This window comes from Acinetobacter lanii (assembly GCF_011578285.1).
Classification (GTDB): Bacteria; Pseudomonadota; Gammaproteobacteria; order Pseudomonadales; family Moraxellaceae; genus Acinetobacter; species Acinetobacter lanii.
This window is the reverse complement of record NZ_CP049916.1, coordinates 2675993-2701682: the sequence shown is the minus strand read 5'-3', so window position 1 is coordinate 2701682 and position 25690 is coordinate 2675993. Positions and strand designations below refer to the sequence as shown.

19 protein-coding genes, 2 tRNA genes and 3 rRNA genes are annotated in these 25690 nt (G+C 41.9%); 16 read left to right on the top strand and 8 right to left on the bottom strand.

The annotated features are described in order from the left end of the window. Window positions 1-92 precede the first annotated feature (92 nt). Genes G8D99_RS12205 through G8D99_RS12195 form a run of 3 tightly spaced genes read right to left on the bottom strand, consistent with a single transcriptional unit; the run spans window position 93 to window position 2216 of the window. Window positions 93-572, bottom strand: a complete 480-nt coding sequence (locus tag G8D99_RS12205) for an OmpA family protein (protein ID WP_166326322.1) — start codon at window positions 570-572, stop codon at window positions 93-95. Between the two features lie 19 nt (window positions 573-591). Continuing rightward, the gene (locus tag G8D99_RS12200; RefSeq protein ID WP_166326320.1) at window positions 592-1803 is read right to left on the bottom strand and encodes a sensor domain-containing diguanylate cyclase; all 1212 of its coding nucleotides are present in this window, start codon (window positions 1801-1803) and stop codon (window positions 592-594) included. A 5-nt stretch (window positions 1804-1808) separates the two neighbouring features. Beyond that, window positions 1809-2216 carry a YfiR family protein gene (locus G8D99_RS12195; protein WP_227554410.1) on the bottom strand — a complete coding sequence of 136 codons (408 nt, stop codon included), beginning with the start codon at window positions 2214-2216 and terminating at the stop codon, window positions 1809-1811. A gap of 626 nt (window positions 2217-2842) precedes the next feature. Here G8D99_RS12195 and G8D99_RS12190 point away from each other — a divergent pair. The 6 genes from G8D99_RS12190 to G8D99_RS12165 all read left to right on the top strand — a co-directional run bounded on the left by G8D99_RS12190 (window position 2843) and on the right by G8D99_RS12165 (window position 9867). After that, window positions 2843-4381: ribosomal RNA gene (locus tag G8D99_RS12190) — 16S ribosomal RNA — on the top strand. 61 nt (window positions 4382-4442) lie between these two features. Beyond that, window positions 4443-4519 (top strand) — tRNA-Ile (locus tag G8D99_RS12185). A 74-nt stretch (window positions 4520-4593) separates the two neighbouring features. After that, a tRNA-Ala gene (locus tag G8D99_RS12180) sits at window positions 4594-4669 on the top strand. 450 nt (window positions 4670-5119) lie between these two features. Beyond that, window positions 5120-8010 (top strand): 23S ribosomal RNA (locus G8D99_RS12175). Between the two features lie 174 nt (window positions 8011-8184). Then, window positions 8185-8299, top strand: a 5S ribosomal RNA gene (gene rrf, locus G8D99_RS12170). The 16S, 23S and 5S rRNA genes sit together here with 2 tRNA genes alongside, the layout of an rRNA operon. 281 nt (window positions 8300-8580) lie before the next feature. Further along, window positions 8581-9867 (top strand): M20/M25/M40 family metallo-hydrolase, encoded by a 1287-nt coding sequence (locus G8D99_RS12165; RefSeq protein WP_166326316.1) that lies wholly within the window; start codon window positions 8581-8583, stop codon window positions 9865-9867. Window positions 9868-9908: 41 nt separating this feature from the next. Here the strand turns inward: G8D99_RS12165 and G8D99_RS12160 are convergent, their stop codons facing one another. The 4 genes from G8D99_RS12160 to G8D99_RS12145 all read right to left on the bottom strand — a co-directional run bounded on the left by G8D99_RS12160 (window position 9909) and on the right by G8D99_RS12145 (window position 13174). Further along, complete coding sequence (locus tag G8D99_RS12160; protein ID WP_166326314.1) at window positions 9909-10652, bottom strand: amino acid ABC transporter ATP-binding protein; 744 nt, start codon at window positions 10650-10652, stop codon at window positions 9909-9911. An 11-nt stretch (window positions 10653-10663) separates the two neighbouring features. Then, on the bottom strand, window positions 10664-11341 hold the full coding sequence (locus G8D99_RS12155; protein WP_166326312.1) for an amino acid ABC transporter permease: 678 nt from the start codon (window positions 11339-11341) through the stop codon (window positions 10664-10666). Between the two features lie 2 nt (window positions 11342-11343). Beyond that, window positions 11344-12186, bottom strand: coding sequence for an amino acid ABC transporter permease (locus G8D99_RS12150; RefSeq protein ID WP_166326310.1), 843 nt, complete (start codon window positions 12184-12186; stop codon window positions 11344-11346). A gap of 88 nt (window positions 12187-12274) precedes the next feature. Then, window positions 12275-13174 (bottom strand): amino acid ABC transporter substrate-binding protein, encoded by a 900-nt coding sequence (locus tag G8D99_RS12145; protein WP_166327765.1) that lies wholly within the window; start codon window positions 13172-13174, stop codon window positions 12275-12277. A 519-nt stretch (window positions 13175-13693) separates the two neighbouring features. Here G8D99_RS12145 and G8D99_RS12140 point away from each other — a divergent pair. The 7 genes from G8D99_RS12140 (at window position 13694) to hisC (ending at window position 20833) form a co-directional block, all read left to right on the top strand. Next, window positions 13694-15145 carry an RNA polymerase factor sigma-54 gene (locus G8D99_RS12140; RefSeq protein WP_166326308.1) on the top strand — a complete coding sequence of 484 codons (1452 nt, stop codon included), beginning with the start codon at window positions 13694-13696 and terminating at the stop codon, window positions 15143-15145. 186 nt (window positions 15146-15331) lie between these two features. Beyond that, complete coding sequence (gene hpf / locus G8D99_RS12135; protein WP_166326306.1) at window positions 15332-15664, top strand: ribosome hibernation-promoting factor, HPF/YfiA family; 333 nt, start codon at window positions 15332-15334, stop codon at window positions 15662-15664. A gap of 148 nt (window positions 15665-15812) precedes the next feature. After that, window positions 15813-16064, top strand: coding sequence for a BolA family iron metabolism protein IbaG (ibaG, locus tag G8D99_RS12130; RefSeq protein ID WP_166326304.1), 252 nt, complete (start codon window positions 15813-15815; stop codon window positions 16062-16064). Between the two features lie 8 nt (window positions 16065-16072). Then, window positions 16073-17332, top strand: a complete 1260-nt coding sequence (murA, locus tag G8D99_RS12125) for a UDP-N-acetylglucosamine 1-carboxyvinyltransferase (RefSeq protein ID WP_166326302.1) — start codon at window positions 16073-16075, stop codon at window positions 17330-17332. Next, window positions 17329-18030 carry an ATP phosphoribosyltransferase gene (hisG, locus tag G8D99_RS12120; protein ID WP_166326300.1) on the top strand — a complete coding sequence of 234 codons (702 nt, stop codon included), beginning with the start codon at window positions 17329-17331 and terminating at the stop codon, window positions 18028-18030. Before murA ends, hisG begins: the two co-directional genes overlap by 4 nt. A 205-nt stretch (window positions 18031-18235) precedes the next feature. Beyond that, complete coding sequence (gene hisD, locus G8D99_RS12115) at window positions 18236-19540, top strand: histidinol dehydrogenase (protein ID WP_166326298.1); 1305 nt, start codon at window positions 18236-18238, stop codon at window positions 19538-19540. A gap of 198 nt (window positions 19541-19738) precedes the next feature. Beyond that, the gene (hisC, locus tag G8D99_RS12110) at window positions 19739-20833 is read left to right on the top strand and encodes a histidinol-phosphate transaminase (RefSeq protein WP_166326296.1); all 1095 of its coding nucleotides are present in this window, start codon (window positions 19739-19741) and stop codon (window positions 20831-20833) included. Between the two features lie 120 nt (window positions 20834-20953). Here hisC and G8D99_RS12105 read toward each other — a convergent pair whose 3' ends face one another. Further along, on the bottom strand, window positions 20954-22348 hold the full coding sequence (locus tag G8D99_RS12105) for an anthranilate synthase component I family protein (protein ID WP_166326294.1): 1395 nt from the start codon (window positions 22346-22348) through the stop codon (window positions 20954-20956). Between the two features lie 210 nt (window positions 22349-22558). On the opposite strand from G8D99_RS12105, the gene filA reads away from it, so the two are divergent. The 3 genes from filA to filC all read left to right on the top strand — a co-directional run bounded on the left by filA (window position 22559) and on the right by filC (window position 25685). Continuing rightward, window positions 22559-23404, top strand: a complete 846-nt coding sequence (filA, locus tag G8D99_RS12100) for a putative pilus system protein FilA (RefSeq protein WP_166326292.1) — start codon at window positions 22559-22561, stop codon at window positions 23402-23404. 188 nt (window positions 23405-23592) lie between these two features. Further along, complete coding sequence (gene filB, locus G8D99_RS12095; RefSeq protein ID WP_166326290.1) at window positions 23593-24426, top strand: putative pilus system C39 family peptidase FilB; 834 nt, start codon at window positions 23593-23595, stop codon at window positions 24424-24426. A gap of 38 nt (window positions 24427-24464) precedes the next feature. Beyond that, window positions 24465-25685, top strand: coding sequence for a putative pilus system protein FilC (filC, locus tag G8D99_RS12090; RefSeq protein WP_166326288.1), 1221 nt, complete (start codon window positions 24465-24467; stop codon window positions 25683-25685). Window positions 25686-25690: the final 5 nt, after the last annotated feature.

Below are 25690 nucleotides of genomic sequence, written 5' to 3'. Positions count from 1 at the left end.
TATAAAAACTTAAATATTGGCCAAAAAAAAGATCCTCAATAGGATCTTTTTTTATGTCTATCATATTTCTGGATTTTATCTTAAATCATGCATTAAGGAACAATGATCACAGCCACACGTCGATTTTCAGCACGTGCTTCTTCAGTGTCTGCTTGATTAATCGGTTGTGTTGAACCTTTACCCACGATTTGAATGTTGCTTGGTAAGAATTGATTGGATTGAAACACCTGAGCCACGCTCTGTGCGCGTTTTTCAGAAAGTTTTAAATTGTATTCAGGATTACCCACACTGTCAGTATGGCCCACGATCCGGACTTTATTGAGTTTGTATTTGTGTAGTTGGCCTGCCAATTTAGTCAGCTCTGCTTGCTTTTGGTTCGAAATCTCAGCTTCATTAAAATCAAACAATAGACGTTCCGGTAGCCCCAAACTCCAGCCTTCCTCAGTTTGTACAAAACCTTGTTGTTTTAACATTTTGACTTGTTTATGACTGAGTCCACCCATGCTCAGGCAGCCAGTTAAAACGACACAAAACAACCCCATCAAAACGATTTTAAAGTTTTTAATTAACATCTCTTAATCCCTTCCTATATTAGGCGTGATAAATGAACCAATGGTGTTTTAAGGTTTTTGCTTTATACATGGCCTGATCTGCTCTTGAAATGAGGTCTTCAGGACTTTGTGCTTCATTTGCAATGGCTATGCCAATACTGAAACTAAAATGAACCTCTTGATCCTTATATTGCAGAGGTTGTTGACAGCATTTAATCAGGTTTTCTGCAATGAGAATTAAATTTTCCACTTGCTGAACCGATTTTAAAATAATGGCAAATTCATCACCGCTTAAACGCGCCACAAAATCAGATTGACGGGTATTTTGTTTTAAACGCTTTGCCATTTCTTTCAATACTTCATCGCCAACCAAGTGACCATAATTGTCATTGATGCCTTTAAAGTTATTATTATCAATAAAAATCAGTGCAGCTTGTTTGCGGGTATCGGGTTGATCAAAGACTTCAAATAACTGCTGATAAAAATAATTACGATTGGGGAGTTGGGTTAAATCATCATGCTGTACTTGATGGGTCAGTTCTGAATTCTGATTTTGCAGGTGATTATGCCAAGATTGAATTTCTTCTAGCAGTTGGTTGAATACCGTGTTGAGTTGGTCAAATTCTTTAATATTATTTTGCGGGAAACGTAAGTTATATGCCTTCTGATTACTGACCATACGCGCAATATGCATGATCGGTGTGATTGCATTCATAATGTGTTGATAAGTTGAGCTGACCGACCACCACAGTGCAAACAACATAAATAACATGCCCAGCAACAGTCCTAAAAAGATTTTGACCACGAAGATAACAATGTCATTAGAACTGCCATAAAGAACCACTTCACCGACATCTTGACCATTGTGATCAACCTGCACATGAATTGGTTCTTTAAAGAAAAACCAATCAAATGCATTTTGCAGGGTGGAGTAATGCTCAATGTCTTTCACGCTTTTAGACAGTAGTTCACCTTTATTGTTGTTAATTTCAATCAGGCGTACAGAGTGCTGTTCGGTATATTCACGGATAATTTGTGAAATTGTGGTTTGATCTTGGAACACCAATGCAGGTTGCACACGCTCAGCTACGGTGCGACTAATCAATTGTAAATTTTGTTTGGCATAGGATTTCACTGTAAAAATCGAAATCGATGCAAAAGTTAAAGTGCAAATTAGGAAAGTAATGGCAAAAATGATGAACTGCGAACGTCTAAATAATGATTGTAATGAATTGAGAGCGAAAAATTTCATCTGCCTTACTCCTGATTTTGCGCTAAGAGCAAGACGCGAGGGTCTATATGAATTTTAGTTTTGGCTAGACTGTCTAAATTAACTTTAAAACGCGTATTTCCAGATTTAGAGCTATATAAGCAGAACACGCTGCCAATTTCGCAATCAGGATTGTTATTGCTAAAAGAGAGAATTGAGCGATTAGCAGCATTATTAATGGTTTTCTGTTCGAAGCTGGGATTGGACTGGCTAAAAAACACTGCATCACAAGTTTTGCTACTGATGTCAGTTGCTATAATTAGCGCTACTTTGAATTTAGATTTCTGCTGCGAGAATGTCTGGTTAAATAAACTAGAGGTGGTGGGGTTTTCAACCACACATAAAGTGGGATTTTCATTGGTCCATTTCACATAGCTCAGAACCGATAAGGTCATCATATAAATATTATGCGTCGAATTGGCATAGCAAAAACTACTTAATGTCAGTAGTAAGCCAAAACAGATGCTTTTTCTATTTATAAATAATGCCATGCGTCGAATAAATGTTTTGAATTTTAGTATTTGGCTATTGTAATGAAAAAAAATAAATATAAATAGCTCAATAAATGATTAAAAAAAGCTTAAAAACACCAATATTGTAGAATAAATAAACACTCAATGGGTAATTTTGAAAATATTGAATAAAAGGGGTTGTATCAGTTCTGAAATCCTGTAGAATGCACATCCATCGGCGGTGATGAAGATTAAAACTTCTGATAAAACAGTGACTTAGCTAAGATTGGTTGAGTTGGGTTTTAGGAAGAAAGTTTGAAAATAATTTGAATTACTGGTTGACTCTTTAGAAATTTAGAGTAATATAGCCGACCTAGCTTGATGCTGACGAAGCATTAAGAAGATCATTAAGAGATTATGAAGAACAACTTGTGTGGATTTTTACTGGTTGATTGATCGAAATTATTTTCATTGATTGATGGTAGAAATTACTCGAAGTTTATTTGAGAAATATTTGTCAGAAAATTGATGAGCCAAGATTGGCGCCCTTTAAGGCGCTAAGCAATATTAAACTGAAGAGTTTGATCATGGCTCAGATTGAACGCTGGCGGCAGGCTTAACACATGCAAGTCGAGCGGATGAAAGTAGCTTGCTACTGGATTCAGCGGCGGACGGGTGAGTAATGCTTAGGAATCTGCCCATTAATGGGGGACAACAGTTGGAAACGACTGCTAATACCGCATACGCCCTACGGGGGAAAGCAGGGGATCTTCGGACCTTGCGTTAATGGATGAGCCTAAGTCGGATTAGCTAGTTGGTGGGGTAAAGGCCTACCAAGGCGACGATCTGTAGCGGGTCTGAGAGGATGATCCGCCACACTGGGACTGAGACACGGCCCAGACTCCTACGGGAGGCAGCAGTGGGGAATATTGGACAATGGGGGCAACCCTGATCCAGCCATGCCGCGTGTGTGAAGAAGGCCTTTTGGTTGTAAAGCACTTTAAGCGAGGAGGAGGCTACTTTGGTTAATACCCAGAGATAGTGGACGTTACTCGCAGAATAAGCACCGGCTAACTCTGTGCCAGCAGCCGCGGTAATACAGAGGGTGCGAGCGTTAATCGGATTTACTGGGCGTAAAGCGTGCGTAGGTGGCCAATTAAGTCAAATGTGAAATCCCCGAGCTTAACTTGGGAATTGCATTCGATACTGGTTGGCTAGAGTATGGGAGGAGGATGGTAGAATTCCAGGTGTAGCGGTGAAATGCGTAGAGATCTGGAGGAATACCGATGGCGAAGGCAGCCATCTGGCCTAATACTGACACTGAGGTACGAAAGCATGGGGAGCAAACAGGATTAGATACCCTGGTAGTCCATGCCGTAAACGATGTCTACTAGCCGTTGGGGTCTTTGAGACTTTAGTGGCGCAGCTAACGCGATAAGTAGACCGCCTGGGGAGTACGGTCGCAAGACTAAAACTCAAATGAATTGACGGGGGCCCGCACAAGCGGTGGAGCATGTGGTTTAATTCGATGCAACGCGAAGAACCTTACCTGGTCTTGACATACAGAGAACTTTCCAGAGATGGATTGGTGCCTTCGGGAACTCTGATACAGGTGCTGCATGGCTGTCGTCAGCTCGTGTCGTGAGATGTTGGGTTAAGTCCCGCAACGAGCGCAACCCTTTTCCTTATTTGCCAGCGGGTTAAGCCGGGAACTTTAAGGATACTGCCAGTGACAAACTGGAGGAAGGCGGGGACGACGTCAAGTCATCATGGCCCTTACGACCAGGGCTACACACGTGCTACAATGGTCGGTACAAAGGGTTGCTACCTAGCGATAGGATGCTAATCTCAAAAAGCCGATCGTAGTCCGGATTGGAGTCTGCAACTCGACTCCATGAAGTCGGAATCGCTAGTAATCGCGGATCAGAATGCCGCGGTGAATACGTTCCCGGGCCTTGTACACACCGCCCGTCACACCATGGGAGTTTGTTGCACCAGAAGTAGGTAGTCTAACCGCAAGGAGGACGCTTACCACGGTGTGGCCGATGACTGGGGTGAAGTCGTAACAAGGTAGCCGTAGGGGAACCTGCGGCTGGATCACCTCCTTAACGAAAGATTGACGATCGGTAAGAATCCACAACAAGTTGTTCTTCATGAAGATGTATCTGAGGGTCTGTAGCTCAGTTGGTTAGAGCACACGCTTGATAAGCGTGGGGTCACAAGTTCAAGTCTTGTCAGACCCACCACTATCTGACTAACACAGTATGAAAGTACTGAAGCGAACAGAACGTAAAGATATATCGAATCTATATGATAAGCTGGGGACTTAGCTTAGTTGGTAGAGCGCCTGCTTTGCACGCAGGAGGTCAGGAGTTCGACTCTCCTAGTCTCCACCAAATTTTAAGATCAGAAAAGCACTGCTTTTCCTTAAAATTTAAGCGAGAAGTTATACTTCGAGCACTGAGTAAGCGATCAGTTGGTTGGATTATAGAAATTAGTAAGAAACTGCGTATAATGCGCGTCTTGTTAACTTCTGTGATTTATCACAGTTGCTACGCTCCGATGAGGACGTAGACAATCATTAACAGAATATATTTGAGTTGAAATTAATTGTTTAACTCATCGAGAGAACGGTAGTTAGAGTTCAATAATTTATTATTGAGTACTAACAACTGTGATTGAAATGAGAACTAGCGAAATTAACTGAATCAAGCGTTTTGGTATATGAATCTAATTGAAGCTGTACTGTAGTTAAATCTACGAGACGCCAACTGTATGAGCGTGTTGAAAGACACAATCTGTTGCTAACCCCACTTGTAAGGGTTAACGACTGTTTGGGGTTGTATAGTCAAGTAATTAAGTGCATGTGGTGGATGCCTTGGCAGTCAGAGGCGATGAAAGACGTAATAGCCTGCGATAAGCTCCGGGGAGGCGGCAAATATCCTGTGATCCGGAGATTTCTGAATGGGGAAACCCACTTACCATAAGGTAGGTATTGCAACATGAATACATAGTGTTGCAAGGCGAACGAGGGGAAGTGAAACATCTCAGTACCCTTAGGAAAAGAAATCAATTGAGATTCCCTTAGTAGCGGCGAGCGAACGGGGAAAAGCCCATTAAGTCATATCAGTTTTAGTGGAATGCTCTGGGAAGTGCAACCATAGTGGGTGATAGTCCTGTACACGAAAGGGCTGATATGATGATGTCGAGTAGGGCGAGGCACGTGAAACCTTGTCTGAATATGGGGGGACCATCCTCCAAGGCTAAATACTCCTGACTGACCGATAGTGAACCAGTACCGTGAGGGAAAGGCGAAAAGAACCCCTGTGAGGGGAGTGAAATAGATCCTGAAACCGCATGCATACAAGCAGTGGGAGCCGACTTGTTCGGTGACTGCGTACCTTTTGTATAATGGGTCAGCGACTTACATTCAGTAGCAAGGTTAACCGCATAGGGGAGCCGTAGAGAAATCGAGTCTTAATAGGGCGTTTAGTTGCTGGGTGTAGACCCGAAACCAGGCGATCTATCCATGAGCAGGTTGAAGGTTGGGTAACACTAACTGGAGGACCGAACCCACTGTCGTTGAAAAGCCAGGGGATGACTTGTGGATAGGGGTGAAAGGCTAATCAAGCCTGGTGATAGCTGGTTCTCCCCGAAAGCTATTTAGGTAGCGCCTCGGACGAATACCATTGGGGTAGAGCACTGTTTCGGCTAGGGGGTCATCCCGACTTACCAAACCGATGCAAACTCCGAATACCAATGAGTACTATCCGGGAGACAGACTGCGGGTGCTAACGTCCGTAGTCAAGAGGAAAACAATCCAGACCGCCAGCTAAGGCCCCAAAATTGTAGTTAAGTGGGAAACGATGTGGGAAGGCATAGACAGCTAGGAGGTTGGCTTAGAAGCAGCCACCCTTTAAAGAAAGCGTAATAGCTCACTAGTCGAGTCGGCCTGCGCGGAAGATGTAACGGGGCTAAAACTACATGCCGAAGCTGCGGATTTGCAATTTATTGCAAGTGGTAGGGGAGCGTTCTGTAAGCCGATGAAGGTGGATTGAGAAGTCTGCTGGAGGTATCAGAAGTGCGAATGCTGACGTGAGTAACGACAAAACGAGTGAAAAACTCGTTCGCTGAAAGACCAAGGGTTCCAGTCCAACGTTAATCGGGGCTGGGTGAGTCGACCCCTAAGGCGAGGCCGAAAGGCGTAGTCGATGGGAAATTGGTTAATATTCCAATACTTCTGTGTAATGCGATGAGAGGACGGAGAAGGTTAAGTCAGCCTGGCGTTGGTTGTCCAGGTGAAAGACAGTAGGCATGCATCTTAGGCAAATCCGGGGTGCTCTATGCTGAGAGTTGATAGCAAGCTGTACTTGTACAGCGAAGTGGCTGATACCATACTTCCAGGAAAAGTCTCTAAGCTTCAGTTACACAGGAATCGTACCCGAAACCGACACAGGTGGTCAGGTCGAGTAGACCAAAGCGCTTGAGAGAACTCTGCTGAAGGAACTAGGCAAAATGGTACCGTAACTTCGGGAGAAGGTACGCTGCTTTTGGTGATGGAACTTGCTTCCTGAGCTGAGAGCAGCCACAGAAACCAGGCCCCTGCAACTGTTTATTAAAAACATAGCACTCTGCAAACACGAAAGTGGACGTATAGGGTGTGATGCCTGCCCGGTGCTGGAAGGTTAATTGATGGGGTTAGCGTAAGCGAAGCTCTTGATCGAAGCCCCAGTAAACGGCGGCCGTAACTATAACGGTCCTAAGGTAGCGAAATTCCTTGTCGGGTAAGTTCCGACCTGCACGAATGGCATAATGATGGGGGCTGTCTCCAGCAGAGACTCAGTGAAATCGAATTCGCCGTGAAGATGCGGTGTACCCGCGGCTAGACGGAAAGACCCCGTGAACCTTTACTGCAGCTTGACATTGAACTTTGATCTTACTTGTGTAGGATAGGTGGGAGGCTTTGAAACTAGGACGCCAGTTCTAGTGGAGCCAATCTTGAAATACCACCCTGGTAATATTGAGGTTCTAACTCTGCTCCATGATCTGGAGCGAGGACCATGTCTGGTGGGTAGTTTGACTGGGGCGGTCTCCTCCTAAAGAGTAACGGAGGAGTACGAAGGTGCGCTCAGCGTGGTCGGAAATCACGCGTAGAGTATAAAGGCAAAAGCGCGCTTAACTGCGAGACCCACAAGTCGAGCAGGTACGAAAGTAGGTCTTAGTGATCCGGTGGTTCTGTATGGAAGGGCCATCGCTCAACGGATAAAAGGTACTCTGGGGATAACAGGCTGATACCGCCCAAGAGTTCATATCGACGGCGGTGTTTGGCACCTCGATGTCGGCTCATCTCATCCTGGGGCTGAAGCAGGTCCCAAGGGTATGGCTGTTCGCCATTTAAAGAGGTACGCGAGCTGGGTTTAGAACGTCGTGAGACAGTTCGGTCCCTATCTACCGTGGGCGTTGGAAATTTGAGAGGATCTGCTCCTAGTACGAGAGGACCAGAGTGGACGAACCTCTGGTGTACCGGTTGTGACGCCAGTCGCATCGCCGGGTAGCTATGTTCGGAAGGGATAACCGCTGAAAGCATCTAAGCGGGAAGCCTACCTCAAGATTAGATTTCCCTAGGACTTTATGTCCTCTAAAGAGCCGTTGAAGACTACAACGTTGATAGGTTGGATGTGGAAGCATAGTGATATGTGAAGCTGACCAATACTAATTACTCGTGAGGCTTGACTATACAACACCCAAACAGTTGTTGTATAAAGCATCAGTTGATTCGATATCTTACAAAACACCTTGATTTAGTGATCAAGCTAGTTAAACTAAACAACTCAAGTATTTCTGTTAATAACTCATTTGGAAAAACACTTAGCATAAACGTAAGACTAAGCGAGTATCCATAAACAGTTGTGCTGGCGACAATAGCAAGAGTGAACCACCTGATCCCTTCCCGAACTCAGAAGTGAAACCTCTTAGCGCTGATGGTAGTGTGGGGTTACCCATGTGAGAGTAAGTCATCGCCAGCTCATTATTCCTAAAAACACCCTGACTCTAATGAGCAGGGTGTTTTTTATGCGCCAAAGAAAGTTAAAAAGGCTGCTCAATAGAATAAAAATAGTATTGAAAAATTACTAAAACGGGAATGAATCATTATTTGTGCTATTTATAGTTTCTACTGTGGCATTCGATATAACAAAAAAAGGGCTATATACGAGTTTGGTCTTTATTGGGCTTGAAATTTGCTTGAATATTAAACATATTAGAATTTGGATCAAGGTACTAAAGCAAAATCATAAGGGAAATCATAATGAAAAAAGCGCGCGAATCTAATTTAACAATTTATTCTAAAATTGCATTATTGGGGTTAAGTACGCTGTTTACAGCATCTACTGTGTTTGCAGTAACTCCTGAGGAAATCAAAAAAGTAGTCACTGAAGATCAACAGGCCTATTTAGATACATTAAAAGAATTGGTGCATATTGAATCAGGAAGTAAAGATATTGAAGGGCTAAATCACATTGCTCAAGTGGTTGCAGATAAACTTAAAGCACAAGGAGGTGCGGTAGAGATTATTCAAAGTACGGATGTATATCGTATGGATGATACGCCTGAAAAAGTAGGACCGATGGTCAAAGCGGTGTTTAAGGGCAAAGGTAAATCTAAAATTATGTTGATTGGCCATATGGATACTGTATATCAAAAGGGAATGTTAAAAGACCAACCGTTTAGAATTGAAGCTAATAAAGCCTATGGTCTAGGGATTATCGATGATAAGCAAGGAATTGCGGCAGGCTTGCATATTATCAATATTCTAAAAAAATTGAACTATCAAGATTATGGCACTCTAACCGTGTTGTTCAACTCGGATGAAGAGATTAGTTCTCCGGGTTCACGTAAACTCATTACGGAAACTGCCCAAGATCAAGATATCGTCTTTTCGTTTGAAGGGGGTGGAAAAGATGGAAATTTACGCCTAGCCACTAGTGGCATTGGGGCTGCTTATCTTGATATTAAAGGTATGGGTTCGCATGCAGGGGTTAAACCTGAAGCAGGCGTAAACGCACTCACTGAACTTGCGCACCAAATTGGACAGTTACAGGATTTAAGTGATCCCAAAACAGGTTTAAAACTGAATTGGACGGTTGCCAGTGCAGGTAAAACACGTAATGTGATTCCAGATCAAGCGACAGCTCAAGCAGATGTTCGTGCTTTACAAGTGAAAGATTTTGAAAAGCTCGAAACAGTCTTGGCTGATAAAGTGAAAAATAAAAAATTGGCAGACAGTCAAGTTGCGGTCAAATTTGAGGTTCGTCGTCCTCCACTTGCAGCCAATGACAGTGCGCATAAACTTGCTGAAAAAGCTCAAAAAATTTATAAAGATGAATTAGGACTTGATCTCAAAGTTTCAACAATACCTACCGGTGGGGGCACAGATGCCGCATTTGCAGGATTAAAATCTAAAGCTGCGGTGATTGAGGGCATGGGACTTTCAGGTGATGGTGCTCATTCCGATGCTGCTGAATATATTTTAATCGACAGTATCGTGCCTAGATTGTATTTGGCAACGCGTTTAATTGTGGATGCTTCAAAATAAAAAGTCGTTTAAAAAAAGACCCTCGATTGAGGGGCTTTTCATTAATGCACAGCAGAAATTTTATCTAAGAAGATTTTAGTACGTTCATGTCGTTCTTCAGGTTTATTAAAGAAATCCTGAGTTGCACAATCCTCTAAGATTTTACCTTGATCCATAAAAATCACCCGACTGGAGACTTTACGTGCAAATCCCATTTCATGGGTGACACACATCATGGTCATGCCTTCTTTGGCAAGTTGGGTCATGACCTCTAAAACTTCACCTACCATTTCAGGGTCAAGAGCTGAAGTGGGTTCATCAAACAACATGCATACAGGATCCATGCACAACCCCCGTGCTATTGCGACACGTTGTTGTTGACCCCCAGAGAGTTGCCCCGGAAACTTATCTTTATGTGCGGTTAAACCCACGCGTTCTAAGTATTGAAGTGCTTTCTTTTTCGCTTCATCTTTAGAGCGATTCAGTACTTTGATTTGACCAATGGTGAGATTATCCAAAACGGTCATGTGGGGAAACAGTTCAAAGTGTTGAAACACCATTCCCACGCGAGAACGAAACTTGGAAAGATCAGTATTGGCATCTTTTAATGGTGTACCATCGACAATGATGTTACCTTTTTGAAAGGGTTCCAAGGCATTCACTGTTTTAATTAAAGTCGATTTACCTGAACCTGATGGTCCACAGACCACCACAACTTCACCTTTTTCGATAGAGGTAGTACAGTCGGTTAAGACCTGAAAATCTCCATACCATTTTGAGACATCTTGTATTTCTATCATTGGCATTTGGATTCTCCTTATCGAATAATGGCTATTTTTTGATGTAAACGTTTCACAAGCTGTGAAAGCGCAAAGGAAATACAGAAATAAACTACAGCTACGATTAAATAGAATACGGCTTTGGTTTCTGAACCATATGTATTGGCAAGCGTATTGGCATTGCCCAAGAAGTCAGGGGCACTAATCACGTAGACCAATGAAACGTCTTGGAAGAGCACAATAGACTGGGTCAAAATGACTGGGAGCATATTGCGAAAAGCCTGTGGCAAAATCACATTAGACATGGTTTGACCATAAGTGAAACCCAGCGCATAACCGGCATTCACCTGACCTTTCGACACCGACTGAATCCCTGAGCGTACAATTTCAGAGAAGAAAGCAGCTTCAAAAATCGCAAAGGTCACTACACTGGAAAATAACGGTCCCCAATAAATATGCGATTGAAAATCGAAAAATTTGGGTAGCAAGAAATAGAAAATAAAAATGACCTGAATCAGTGGAACGCCACGAAAGAAATCGACGTAAAATTTGGCAAAGCCACTGGCAATTTTGTTGCTAGACAAGCGCATCATGGCCAGAGGGGTGCCAATTAAGATGCCGCCAATAATGGATAGCACGGTCACTGTTACAGTAAATTTAAAACCATCAGCAAGGGTGTTCAACACATCTTGATTTTGTAAAACACTAAAATCCATGATTATTTCCCTCCTGAGCCAAGACCTGGAACAGCCATTCGTTTTTCCACCCAAGCCATTAAGTATTTAATACAGTAGGTGATGACCAAATATACGGGGGTCGATAAAATCAAGATCACGATGTCTTGAGAGGTTTCTTCACGCATGGTTTTGGTGTAGGCAAAGAAATTTAAAACACTGAGTGCAAAGAGCACTGCTGAGTTTTTAAAGACGTTCATGGCTTCAGAGGTTAGGGTCGGCCAGACAATTCGATAAGCCACAGGTAAAATCACATAGCGATAACTTTGCTTTTGAGTGAGTCCAATCGCAAAAGCGGCATTTTTTTGACCTTTTGAAACCGTATTGATCCCTGCTCGAACTTGTTCTGCCACACGTGCTGCAGTGTATAGACCTAAGGCAAAGACCCCGATGATGGCTGGATTGTCATTTAAGATATTTTGCCACCAACCTCCTGCAACCATTTCACCACTTCCTGTACTCATGCTTAAAGGTAACAGTTGTGGGAAAACAAAAGCCCAAAAAAAGAGTTGAACAATTAAAGGGATATTTCGGAAAAGTTCGACATAGCATGTGCCGATAAATGACAGGACTTTGTTGGGTAAAGTACGCATAATGCCGAGGAGAGAGCCCAATAAAAAGGCGATCACAAAAGCAAGAAATGCGGTCCAAAGCATGGTCCACACGCCTGATCCCAAAATTTGTAACCATGTGGGTGCATCTGCAACGGGAGAGTAACTTGTTCCACCAATCGCTTTGCAGATCGATTCAGCCCAAGTGGCTTTATCTTCCCCATATTCATTTGATGCTAAGCAATAAGCAGTCCAATTCAGTGAGCCAACTGACATGTGTGCTCCTTGAGTAAATTATTTTTCTGTATGAAAGAAGCCAAAGCATGCGATATGCTTTGGCTTCATTGATTTGGATAACGCGATATTAGTTAATCCCTTTGTCGTTTGGAGCTGCTTTCAGCTTGTTATAAGAGCTACTCATTGGCATATTTAAATTAATATTTTTAGGTGGAATTGGTGACAAGAACCATTTTTTATACAGTGCTGCCATTTGGCCATTTTTCCACATACTGTTCACAACGCGATCCGCCACTTTTTTAAAGGCAACATCACCTTTAGGCAGCATGATGCCGTATGGTTCAGAAGACAGAACAGGACCTACGATTTTAAAGTCTTTTGGATTTGAAGATTTAGCAATCAAGCCTGCCAAAATATTGTCATCCATCACGAATGCAGCAGCACGACCAGATGCCACCATAGCAAAAGAGTCAGAATGATCTTTACCGTAGACATTGGTGACTTTCACTTGCTCACCTTTAGCACCCATTTTGATGTATTTATCAGAAGTTGTACCTTGTGTGGTTGCGACAGCTTTACCATTTAAATCACCTAAATCTTTAACTGTAGAATTGGCTTTTACCGCCATACGTACTTCAGTGGCATAGTAGTTGGTTGAAAAGCTGACTTGTTGCTGGCGTTGAATGGAGTTGGTGGTGGTACCACATTCCATATCGATGTTACCCGCTAACATTTCTGGAATACGGGTCGAAGACGTTACCGGTTTGTATTCAACTTTAAGGTTGGGTAGTTTCAATTCTTTTTTGAGTTCTGCAGCAACGGTATTACAGATATCAACTGCATAGCCGAGCGGTTTACCACCCACGATATATGAAATTGGATCGGATGATTCACGATATCCAATCACGACTTTACCTGAGGCTTTAATTTTGGCTAAAGTGTCTGCTGCTTGAACTTGAGAGAACGCACCACCCGCTAAAACCACACCGAGCGCAGATAGCAGTACTTTTGTTGATAATTTCTTCATCATGAAATCTCCATTTCTAATTTTGATGGTTGACCGTATTTATAAAAATTAATTACTTTTGGTTATTCAAAATTCATACCACATTTCCATGTGTATGATTTATAGTCACCCTGACAATATTTTTATACGCTTGCCTGTCATAAGTAAAGAATTAAAAAAGATATATGCCTGAGCAATTCTGTGCCAAGGTAATCACATTCAACTCATTTTATTGTATTGAAAACACATAATATGAATAGTCCATTTGCTATTTATTTGGTGGATGTGCTTTTTAGGGCTATTTTTATGCTTGATGGTGGAAAGCGTGAAAAACATAACGGCAGTCATCATCACCAATGACATGTCAAAATGATGTTGATCAATATATTAAAATAAAATGATTGATTTAATAGATTTTATTGTGACTTCCATGATTAAAATGATTTAAAAATAAACTTTCCCAAAGCTTAAAACTTGTGTTATAAAAATATTAGGCATGTTTCTTGCTTGAGAATTATAAGACAGGGGAAGTGATTGAATATGAAATTATCGTTAGGACTTAAAGTCTCAAATTCTTTGTCCTTAACCCCTCAATTACAACAAGCGATTCGTTTATTGCAATTGTCGAGTTTAGAACTCGAACAAGAAGTGCAATTACAACTTGAAAGTAATCCTTTGCTTGAAAAAGTGGAGGAAGAAAATGCAACGCAAAGTCTAGAAGAGATTCATGCTGAACAATCAAGTGCAGATCTGACCCATGAGATTAATGCAGACCATTTGCCCAATGACCTGCCGGTAGACACCGATTGGGATGATGTGTATACCCATCAATCCACAGCCATGGAAATGCCTGAGTTTGAAGAGCGAGAAGATAATCGACAAGGTCATACTACTTTAAAAGATCATGTGCTTGAGCAAGTCAATTTACTCAATTTTTCACACATCGATCGTTTGATTGCCTATTGCATCGTGGATGCTTTAGACGACAAAGGTTTCTTAGATGAAAGCTTAGAAGAGATCCAACATGCAGTTCAGCATCTGCTTGAACAAATGGATTATGACGAAGAAGTCGAACTTGATGAAGTGGCTGTTGTCCTGAAACATATTCAACGTCTTGACCCATGTGGCGTGGGGGCAAGAAGTTTGGTTGAATGTTTATTTATTCAGTTGGATGTTTTGCCAAAAACCACTCTTGCACGTCAAGAAGCGTTAATGTTGCTGAAACACCATGATCTTTTAATAGCCAATGATGTCAATCGTTTGATCAAGCAAACAGGATTTAAAATTGAGCAACTGAAACAGGGCATTGAGTTGCTGAAAACCTTGCAGGCTTACCCTGGGCTGGCTTTTGAAGCCAAAGAATCTGAATACCAAATTCCAGATGTGGTGGTATCGAAAAAGAATGACAGTTGGCATGTGCAATTGAATCCAGACATTGTGCCTAAACTACGCGTGAATTCTTTTTATGCCAACATGATCCGTCGTGCTGATCAAAGTGCCGATAATCAGTATTTGCGCAATCAAATGCTCGATGCCAAAAACTTTATTAAAAGTGTTGATGAGCGTCATAAGACCTTATTAAAAGTCGCCACCTGTATTGTAGAGCATCAACGGGCATTTTTGGAAATTGGTGCAGAAGGCATGAAGCCATTGGTGCTTCGTGATGTGGCTGAAGAAGTCGAGCTGCATGAGTCGACTGTTTCTCGGGTCACCACCAATAAATTTTTGCTGACGCCGCGTGGTTTATTTGAGTTGAAATATTTCTTTTCGAGTCATGTGGGCACCACAACCGGTGGCGAAGCATCTTCAACTGCGATACGGGCTAAAATTAAAAAGTTAATCGCGGAAGAAAATCCACGTAAACCACTGTCAGATAATTCTTTGGCAAAACTATTAAACGATGATGGTATCGATGTGGCTCGACGGACGGTGGCGAAATATCGCGAATCGTTACATATTCCTGCGTCATCTGATCGAAAAGTCTTGATCTAAAAAATGAAGTGTGAGTATTCTAAAGGCTCATTATGACGAAATAATGAATCTCTTTTTTTAATACACGAGGCTAAGTTTAAATGAATACATGACTGATTTTGCATAAGTTTATTTGATTGCTGTGCCGTCATGGTTACGTTTAGGCTTAGACTTACTCACATCCTGAGGAAGGAGAGGGAAAGGATTATGCAAATAACAATTCGTGGACATCATTTAAGTATTACCCCTGCAATTGAAGAGAATATTCGTTGTAAATTTGCCGACATGACGAAGCACCTCGATCAGGTGAACAGCATGCAAGTGAAACTTACCAAGGATCACCAAGTCGATAAAAGGACAAGAAAAGGCAGTGCCAATCATATCGCGGAAGCGATTGTACGTTTACCGGGTGTGGAATTATTTGCACAAGCCTCAGGCGATGATATGTACGCCTCGATTAAAAAATTGACTGAAAAAATAAAAAAGCAGCTGACCCGCTATCGTAAAATGCAAATGGATTTCCAGCCACTTGCTATTTAGGATTATTTAGTCGGTAATGAACAAAAAAAGAGGTTGAAACACCTCTTTTTTTTATAGATAAAGTGTACGAGCTAATGAATTAATTTAGAGAGTTATAGTAAAATAGGCGGTTTTTATACACTCGATCGTCCCATAAGAGGTCTTTGCAATGAATAGTGAACAGCTCACTGAAATTTTAAAAGCTGCTTTCCCTGCTGCTGATATTGCTGTAAGTGGACAAGGCGGGAAATTTGACCTCCGTATTGTAGATGATCAATTTGAGGGTAAAAGACCCGTTGCACGTCAACAGTCTGTTTATGCTCCGCTGAATGACTATATTAAAAGTGGCGAAGTTCACGCTGTAACCATACGCGCAATGACAAAAGAAGAGTGGCGTAAAGCTAGTCTTTTTGGAGTTTAAACAAATATATGGATAAATTTTTAATTACTGGTGGTGTAAAACTCAAAGGCGAAGTGCGTATTTCTGGGGCAAAGAATGCTGCACTGCCTTTATTGGCAGCCATGATTTTAGCTGACAGTCCAATTACCCTGACCAATGTGCCAAATTTAAAAGACGTCAATACATTGGTTAAATTAATTGGTGGGTTGGGTGTTACCATTAATTATGAAGGCGATAGAGTCACTGCTGATGTGTCGACTTTAGACAATCAGTTTGCGCCTTATGAATTGGTTAAAACCATGCGTGCGTCCATTTTGGTGCTTGGTCCACTGCTTGCGCGCTATGGTAGTGCAAAAGTATCCCTTCCGGGGGGGTGTGCGATTGGTTCACGCCCTGTAGATCAACACTTAAAAGCATTAGAAGCCTTAGGTGCACAGATTGAGGTCGAAGCAGGTTATGTCCATGCCAAAGTTGATGGCCGCTTAAAAGGTGGCGAAGTGGTCTTTGACATGGTCACTGTGGGGGGAACCGAAAACATTTTAACTGCTGCTGTATTGGCTGAAGGTGTGACCACAATTCGCAATGCAGCACGTGAACCTGAGATTACCGATTTAGCCAATATGTTGGTGAAAATGGGTGCAAAAATTGAAGGCATCGATACAGATACACTGGTCGTGACCGGTGTTGAAAGCCTACACGGCTGTGAATACCCTGTGGTGGCTGACCGTATTGAAACTGGTTCATATTTGGCCGCTGCTGCCATCACTGGTGGTAAAATCAGAACCACACACACCGATCCAGCACTGATGGAATCTGTCCTTGAGAAATTCGAGGAAATGGGTGCTGAAGTCACCCGTGGTGAGGATTGGGTTGAACTGGATATGATGGGTAAACGTCCGAAAGCAGTCAGCTTCCGTACACTTCCACACCCAGAATTCCCAACAGATATGCAAGCACAATTGATGGCAGTCAATGCAATTGGTCGTGGTTTTGCAACAATTTCTGAAACGATTTTTGAAAATCGTTTTATGCATGTACCTGAGTTAGCACGTATGGGCGCAAACATTCAGGTTGAAGGTAATGATGCAGTGGTTACAGGGGTGGAAAAACTTTCTGCTGCACCTGTAATGGCAACAGATTTACGTGCTTCTTTTTCTTTAGTCCTTGCAGCATTAGCCGCTGAAGGCGAAACCTTGATTGATCGTATTTATCACATCGATCGTGGTTATGAAGATATTGAAGCAAAATTGCAAGGTATTGGTGCCCAAATTAAGCGAGTAAGTTCATGAGCGATATGAGAAACGATGATCCTAATTTTGATGTAATGGGAAATTTTGATCATGGTTTAACATTGGCATTGAGTAAAGGTCGTATTTTAAAAGAAACACTGCCTTTACTTGAAACCGCTGGAATTAACTTACTAGAAGATCCAGATAAATCACGTAAGTTAATTTTTCCGACAACACATAAACACGTGCGTATTTTAATTTTACGTGCATCTGACGTACCGACTTATGTTGAAAACGGTGCAGCAGATTTGGGTGTTGCGGGTAAAGATGTACTGATGGAGCATGGTGCTCAAAACGTATATGAGCCATTAGACCTGAAAATCGCTGTGTGTAAACTGATGACAGCTGGTAAGGTGGGCATGGTTCGTCCGAAAGGTCGTTTAAAAATTGCCACCAAATATGTCAATTTGACCCGTCAATACTATGCAAGCCTTGGCGAGCAAGTGGATGTGATTAAACTTTACGGTTCAATGGAGCTTGCGCCATTGGTTGGTCTAGGTGATTACATTGTTGATGTTGTAGATACAGGTAATACTTTACGTGCCAATGGTCTTGAGCCTTTGGAAGAAATTTGCAAAGTATCTTCACGTCTAATCGTCAACAAAGCCAGCTTTAAGCGTAAACAAACGTTGTTGAATCCGATTCTTGCGCAGCTTGAAAAAGCAGTGGAAGAGCGTGAAGCAGCGAAACAAGCTTAATTGTTTGAGCTTTTAAAAGACCGTCCAATTGGGCGGTTTTTTATTACCGAATTATTTTATTTAAAAAAATAAATCCTTGAATCTAAAAAAAGCTTTTTCAAATTCGCTTCAATCATATTTTCAATCAGCTTTTAAAAAACTGTCTAGCGTTACTGTCCACAAAGCCTCAGAAACAAGGTACACTAAGACTTTCCTAACTATCCATGTGGGTAAATTGATGCGACGTTTATCGACTCAAGAGCAGAACTTTAAGCAAGTTTTTAAAGACTTGTTGGCTTTTGAAACTGTGAGTGATCCAGAGCTTTTAAAAACTGTAGACCAAATTATTGCAGATGTACGCCAACATGGCGATGCACATGTATTGAAACTCACTCAACAATTCGATCGACATCCAGCACATCAATTTTCAGAATTAGAATTAACTCAAGAAGCGCTCAAAGCAGCATTTGAAGGCTTAACCACTGAAGTGCGTGAAGCATTGGAAATGGCGGCAGAACGTGTACGTGAATTTCACCAAGCACAGAAGCAAGAAGGCTGGACCTATGTCGATGCTTTAGGCAATACCTTAGGTCAAAAAGTGACACCGCTTGATCGTGTCGGGATCTATGTGCCGGGTGGCTTGGCATCGTATCCTTCATCTGTACTGATGAATGCTGTACCTGCGCATGTAGCGGGTGTGCCTGAAATTATTATGGTGGTACCTGCACCGAATGGTGAGTTGAATCCATTGGTGTTGGCTGCGGCATATTTGGCTGGGGTAAGTCGTGTCTTTACCATTGGTGGTGCACAAGCGGTTGCTGCATTGGCCTATGGTACAGAAACCATTCCATCGGTAGATAAAATCACGGGTCCGGGCAACCGTTTCGTTGCTGCGGCAAAACGTGCGGTGTTCGGTCAAGTCGGCATCGACATGATTGCAGGACCTTCTGAAATTTTGGTCTATGCAGAAGGTGCCAATAATGCCAAATGGATGGCGATGGACGTATTGTCTCAAGCAGAACACGACACTGTTGCTCAAGCCATTTTCATCACCCCAGACGAAGCACTTTTAAATGAAGTGGAACAAGCGATTGAAGAGCATTTGGCTGCATTGCCAAAAGCGGATATTGCGCGTACTTCTATTGCCAATCGTGGTGCTTTGGTCTTGGTGAAAGACCGTCAAGAAGCCATTGATTTGATTAACCAAGTTGCTCCTGAGCATCTACAGTTGTGCGTAGAAGATCCACAAGCAATGGCAGAACATATTCGCCATGCGGGTGCAATCTTTATGGGACGATATACGCCTGAAGCGATTGGTGACTACTGTGCAGGGCCGAACCATGTCTTGCCAACTTCAGGAACAGCACGTTTTTCTTCACCGTTGGGTGTGTATGATTTCCAAAAACGTTCAAGCTTGATCATGTGTTCTGAGCAAGGGGTAAAACCTTTGGCAAAAACAGCAGATATTTTGGCGCAACAAGAAAACTTGGATGCCCATGCGAGATCTGCGCGTTATCGTTATCAAGATTGATTTCATTATAAGGTGCTAGTCTTAGAGAAATCTTCTGCTCAATAATGTAGACGAAAAAGTCCAAAGACTAGATAACATTGATTTAGAAATGAGTTCGTCCTCTCTTGCGCCAAATATGGTTTGGGGAGGTTAGGAAAGGGGAATGATAACCTCTCCCTAACCCTCTCCTAAAAGGAGAGGGAGCTCCGAGAAGATAGAATGTCGATCACTACAGAAAAAATGCGTTTTTGGAGTCCTGATGTACGTGAATTAGAACCGTACACCCCAGGTGAACAACCAAAAATCCAAAATATTTTAAAACTCAATACCAATGAAAACCCATATCCGCCGTCGCCAAAAGTCGTTGAGGCAGTACAAGCGGTATTGGTAAATTCAGCAGATGTTTTGCGTTTATATCCAGACCCAGATGCAACAGTATTAAAACAAGCCATTGCGAAACAACAGCATGTACCTGTTGAAAATGTCTTTGTTGGAAATGGCTCAGATGAAGTCTTAGCGCATATTTTCAAAGCGTTTTTTGTGCAAGACAAACCAATTCTTTATCCTGATATTACCTACAGTTTCTATCCGGTCTATAGTCAATTTTTTGGTTTAAGCAACAACACCAAAATTTTGCCTTTAAATGATGATTTTGAAATTATCGTGGATGACTATAAACAGCCGAATGGTGGCATTATTATTACCAATCCAAACGCACCGACCAGTATTGCATTAGGACTGTCTGCAATTGAAGAAATTCTTCAAGGCAACCCTGATTCAGTGGTTGTGATTGACGAAGCTTACGTTGATTTTGGTGCTGAATCTGCTGTTGCTTTGGTGGAAAAATACGAGAATCTCGTCGTTTGCCAGACCACCTCTAAATCACGTTCATTGGCAGGTTTGCGTGTCGGTTTTGCGATTGCACAACCACATTTAATTGCAGCACTTGAAGCGGTTAAAAATAGCTTTAATTCGTATCCAATGGATCGTTTTGCGATTGCAGCTGCGGTGGCGTCATTTGAAGATCAAGCTTACTTTGAAGCGCAAAATGCAAAGGTCATTGCGAGCCGTGAAAAGCTGGTTGCACAATTGACTGAGATTGGTTTTAAAGTTTTACCATCAAAAGCGAACTTTATTTTTGCATCACTACCAAGCAAAGATGCAGGTGAATTGGCTACTGAACTGCGTGAACGTGGCATTATCGTGCGTTACTTTAACAAGCCACGCATTAATCAGTTCCTACGCATTACCGTTGGAACCGACGAGCAAAATCAACGTTTAGTGGACACATTGAAAAACGATATTTTGGCTTAGAAATCCACCCTGACTCTGCTTGGGTAAACGAGGGAACGCCTTCCTTGTTAAAGGTGTCAAGCATTGCCTCGTAAGGTGAGATATTCATGATAAAAAGCGACTCAATAGAGTCGCTTTTTATCATTCAGGCCTATACCAAGTATTGAGTAGATCAAGCATGGCTTCTACTTTGTCGAAACATTCCTGATATTCAGCATCGCAATCTGATGCAATGGTAATGCCACCGCCTGCCCAAAGCGAAACGTCATCCTGATATTTTTGGATACTGCGAATTAAGATGTTCCAAGATCCTGTACCATCAAAATTAAAATAGCCCATTGAGCCACAGTAAGCTCCACGTGGTGCACTTTCCAATTCTTCAATAATTTGCATGGCACGGATTTTTGGCGCTCCTGTGATTGAACCACCCGGTAGCGCGGAAAGCAGCACCTCAAATGGATTGACATCAGCTTTTAAGGTGGCTTCAACTTCACTGACCATATGATGAACCTGATTAAAGGATTCAATATTAAAAAGCTTTGGGGTTTTAACCGATCCAATCTCAGCGTAGACACTTAAATCATTACGCAGTAGATCAACGATCATCACATTTTCGGCCTGATCTTTTTCTGAATCAGCCAAGGTTTGTTTCGAACTTTCATCTTGCTCAGGATCAGCAAAACGAGGCATGGTACCTTTGATCGGTTTCGTCACCAATTTACGATTTGGTTCAAAATCAATGAACAATTCAGGTGAGCAGCTTAAAAGTTCAAAATCATCCAGTTTTAAATACCCTGAATAAGGCGCATCAGTCAGTGACCAAAAGGCTTGAGCAGTGTCAATCAATTCACCTGTTGCTTGACCCGCAAAGGTTTGCGTTAAATTGATTTGGTAACAGTCACCGGCAACAATATAATCTTGCACTTTTTTAAACGCATGCTGGTATTGGTTTTTCTCCCAAGTTGCTGTACAGGCTTGGGTTAACGCAAAGGAGTTTTGTGTTTCTTGATTTAAAGCCCCTGAAATACAAGCATATAAATCTTCTGCTTCAGACTCATCACTATAGAAAAACCATTGATCATTTTCCAGTTTCAAATAACTTTCATAACGTCCAATAAATAGATTCGGCTGCGGCTTTAGATTTGATTCAATCTGCTGACTCGCTGCAAAATTATAGTCAATAAAACCCAGGTAGCCGCCACGAAATTCATGCGTGCATTTTTGTTGATCTTGAACAGCCTCCGGTGCCAATTGAACAAAAGAAAGCAGGTCTACATGTTTAGATTCTGCTTCATATTCGAAGTGAGTTTGACGAGAAAAAACCTGAACAAGGTTGTTTTGAGCCAGATAAAACTGTTTTGGTAATACAGCGATGACAGGCTGATGGTGATTTTCAAGATAAATACAAGCTTTCAAATGCTGTAATTTTTGCAAAATTTGAGCTGGGGAAAGCTGCCCAATTTTTAAATTTTTCTTGAAAAAAGAACTGTTTAAAAAGTGAGAGTGAGGGCTTAAATTTTGTTCCGAATCTAGCATGTTACTAACTACCAAGTCACACTATCGCCGTTTATCGGGAATAGGTCGTATTTTTAAATCAGATGTTGATAACAAGATAACATAAGGTTAATTTAATAGTGCAAATCGGACTGCTCAAGGAATGACGTTTCAGGTGTAAAAAAATAAAAAACACCGAAAAACACGGAGAGTAGTAAAAAAATGAAAAAAATACTCTTGGGAGAGTACACCATGAAATTATTTACTAAAGTTGCTTTGGTTTCTTCAATTGCTGTAAGTGCAAATGCGATGGCAATGCAGGCAATGGATGATGCGTCACTGAGCTCTACTACAGGTCAAGATGGTATCAACATTGGTATTAAGCTTGATGGCGGTGCGATTACAGTGGACCAATTATTCATTCACGACAATGACGGTTTAGCGGATACAGCGCTAGGTGGTACATCTAAAGCCGGTGCGATTGTGCTTGGTAATGAAGCAACTAAAGGGATCTCGATTACGCAAACTGACACCACTAAAAATTTGGTTGATTTAGTGATTGATTCAGATGCGGGTACTGCAGATAAAGGCGGTGCATTCTTGAATGTTGCAGCCAATGTTACGGGCATGAAAATCGCAGTTGGTCCAATTGGTGTTGCAGCGTCTGGTACGACTAACGGCGTAGTTCGTGGTACGACTGGGACGGTAAATGAAATTCTTACAGGTCTAAATGTTGAATTGGGTTCTGTTGCTGCTAACGTACAATTGGGGGCTACACCTCAAGGTGCGATGATCAACTTAAACTCTGAAATTACCGGTGGTCTTAAACTGACTAACTTGGGTATCAAAGACAATGCAGGCGGTGGTTCAATCGTATTGGACAGCATCCAAGTGGTTGAAACAGGTAAAACCAGTTTAGGTGCAAATGCTAAAATTGGTGTGACCACAGATGGTCTTTATATCAAACCTGCTGCGCAAAATATCAGTGCATACGTGGGTGGTGTTCATTTAGGTTCTGCAGCAGCTAAATCGATTGGCGATATTGAAATTAAAGGCCTGAATATGGGCGGATCAACGATCAGTATTACAGGTCACTAATCTAATTTTTTAAAAAACGCGTGTTCGTCACGCGTTTTTTTTTCAAAAAAATTCATGGATGAATGCATAATTTACTGTCTTTTTATTTAAAAAACGGTATCTTATCAATAATAAAAAATGAGTTTAACTCAGTCATAAACACAAGAATGAGCTAGGCAAAGATAGCCATAACTAGAATAGTTAATATTATGATAGAACTTACTATAGGTGCGGCAATGATGTATTACTTTGCCAGTCACGCCCTAGATATAAAAGAGCAACCTGCTGAAGCAGTCTATTACTCAGAAATTGCTGATCCTCGAGAAAAATCCTTTACCCGTAATCACCGTGAAATGGTGAAAATTAAACCTGCATTAGAAAATCAATTTCGTGGCATTGTGCGTCAAGCCTATGACTATAGCTGTGGATCCGCAGCACTCACCACAGTCTTAAATGGGTATGTAGGTTTAAATTTAACCGAACAACAAACCATGGAAGGGTTATTAAGATTCGGTGAATATGATCGTATCGTAGAACGCCGAAGCTTCTCATTGTTAGACATGAAACGCTTTGTTACAGCTTTAGGCTTTGAAAGTGGCGGATATAAAGGTGAATTCGCTGATCTGATTAAGCAACAACAACCCGCAATTGTCCCGATCAATTATGCGGGTTTTAAACATTTTGTGGTTTTTAAAGCTTATAAAGATGGTCGAGTCTATGTGGCAGACCCAGCATTGGGTAATATCAGCTTCGATCAAGAACGTTTTAAACAAATTTGGGAAAACAACACTTTATTTTTGATTAATGTGCCAGCCGAGCAACAAAAAAATCTGTTGGCTTTACAAGAAGCCGATTTAAGGCATGTTGATGATGCCACCATCAATCGATATGCATTGGTGGATGCACAATTTTCTACAGATTATATGAACCGCATTGCAGACAAAGCATCGACCATGCGTAAGGTGATTGACCGCGACCCTAACTCATCGACGTACAATCAGCCAATTACAAGCTTCATGCGTCTCTATTATAAACGTAAGTAATAAATTAAAAAAATTAAACAAACTTTGGTAGGACCAAAATGAATAATCAATGGATGAAAAGAACAATCCTTGCGATCAGTATCCAGGTCGTCATGGGTGGTGCATATGCTGCCGATGAAGTGATCGCATCTGACGCGGAAGAGCTCAAGGATCAAACCGACGTTGCAACGCCTGCCGTAGCCGAATCTGCCACAGCATTTAGCAGTGAAATTCAACCGGTAGTCGAAGCTGAAACACCAACGCTTGATAAAGATGCCACGCCATCCTTAGTGCCTAAGGCTGAAAACCAGGCCGCAGATGCCTTGCAGAAAAAGGAAGGCGATGCCACCCAAGAAACCAATTTACAAGAAGTCTTTACTTCGAATGAACGTCAATATTCTTTGATTAAAAAGGGGGAACTCTCCACTTTTTATGATTTAGATTATTCGTACTATCGTGATTCTCAAATCAATGCCTCCTTAGAAGACGGCCAACTGTATCAATTACGGGTAGATGAAGATGCCAGTCATACCATTACCAATACCATTACTGGGCAATATGGGGTTTTAGATAACTTAACCCTCAGTGCCTCTGTTCCTTTTGTAGCAAAATCGGACAATTTAAAAGATACCACTACGGCAGGCTTGGGTGATATTAACCTTGGTGCGCGTTGGGAACCGTTCCCGCTGAAAGCAGGACGTTTGCCTTTAATCTTGTTTGGTAGTGTCTCAACCAAAACTGGCGACAGTCCTTATGAAATTAACCCTGAAAAAGATTTGTCGACCGGTAAGGGTTATTACTCTGTGGGTTTGGGTGCAAGTACCCGTAAATATATTGACCCGATTGTGTTGTTCGCTTCCGTCTCTGCAAACTATGGATTTAAAGAGTCAGGTTTAAATCAGTTACGTGGTGGGGGAAATACTGAAGGTGAAGGGTTAGATGGTAAAACCCGTATTTTAGATACCTTTGAACCGGGCATCACCGGTGGTTTCTCTTTTGGTTTTGCCTATTCGTTTAACTACGATGTGTCACTCACCATGTCATATCAACAGTCCTTTAACACCAATACCTCATTCACCTATAACACTGGTGAAAAATATGAAGCTGCAGATCAAACCAGTGCAGTTTTTGCTGTGGCTTTAGGTGTGCGTGTCAGTCCTGAAACCATTGTCAATGGAACATTGGGGATTGGTTTAACCGAAGATGCACCAGATGTGTCATTAGGTTTATCTTTCCCGCTTGATATTCTCGGTTTCAATAAGAAGAAAAAAGCCAGCTAATGGAG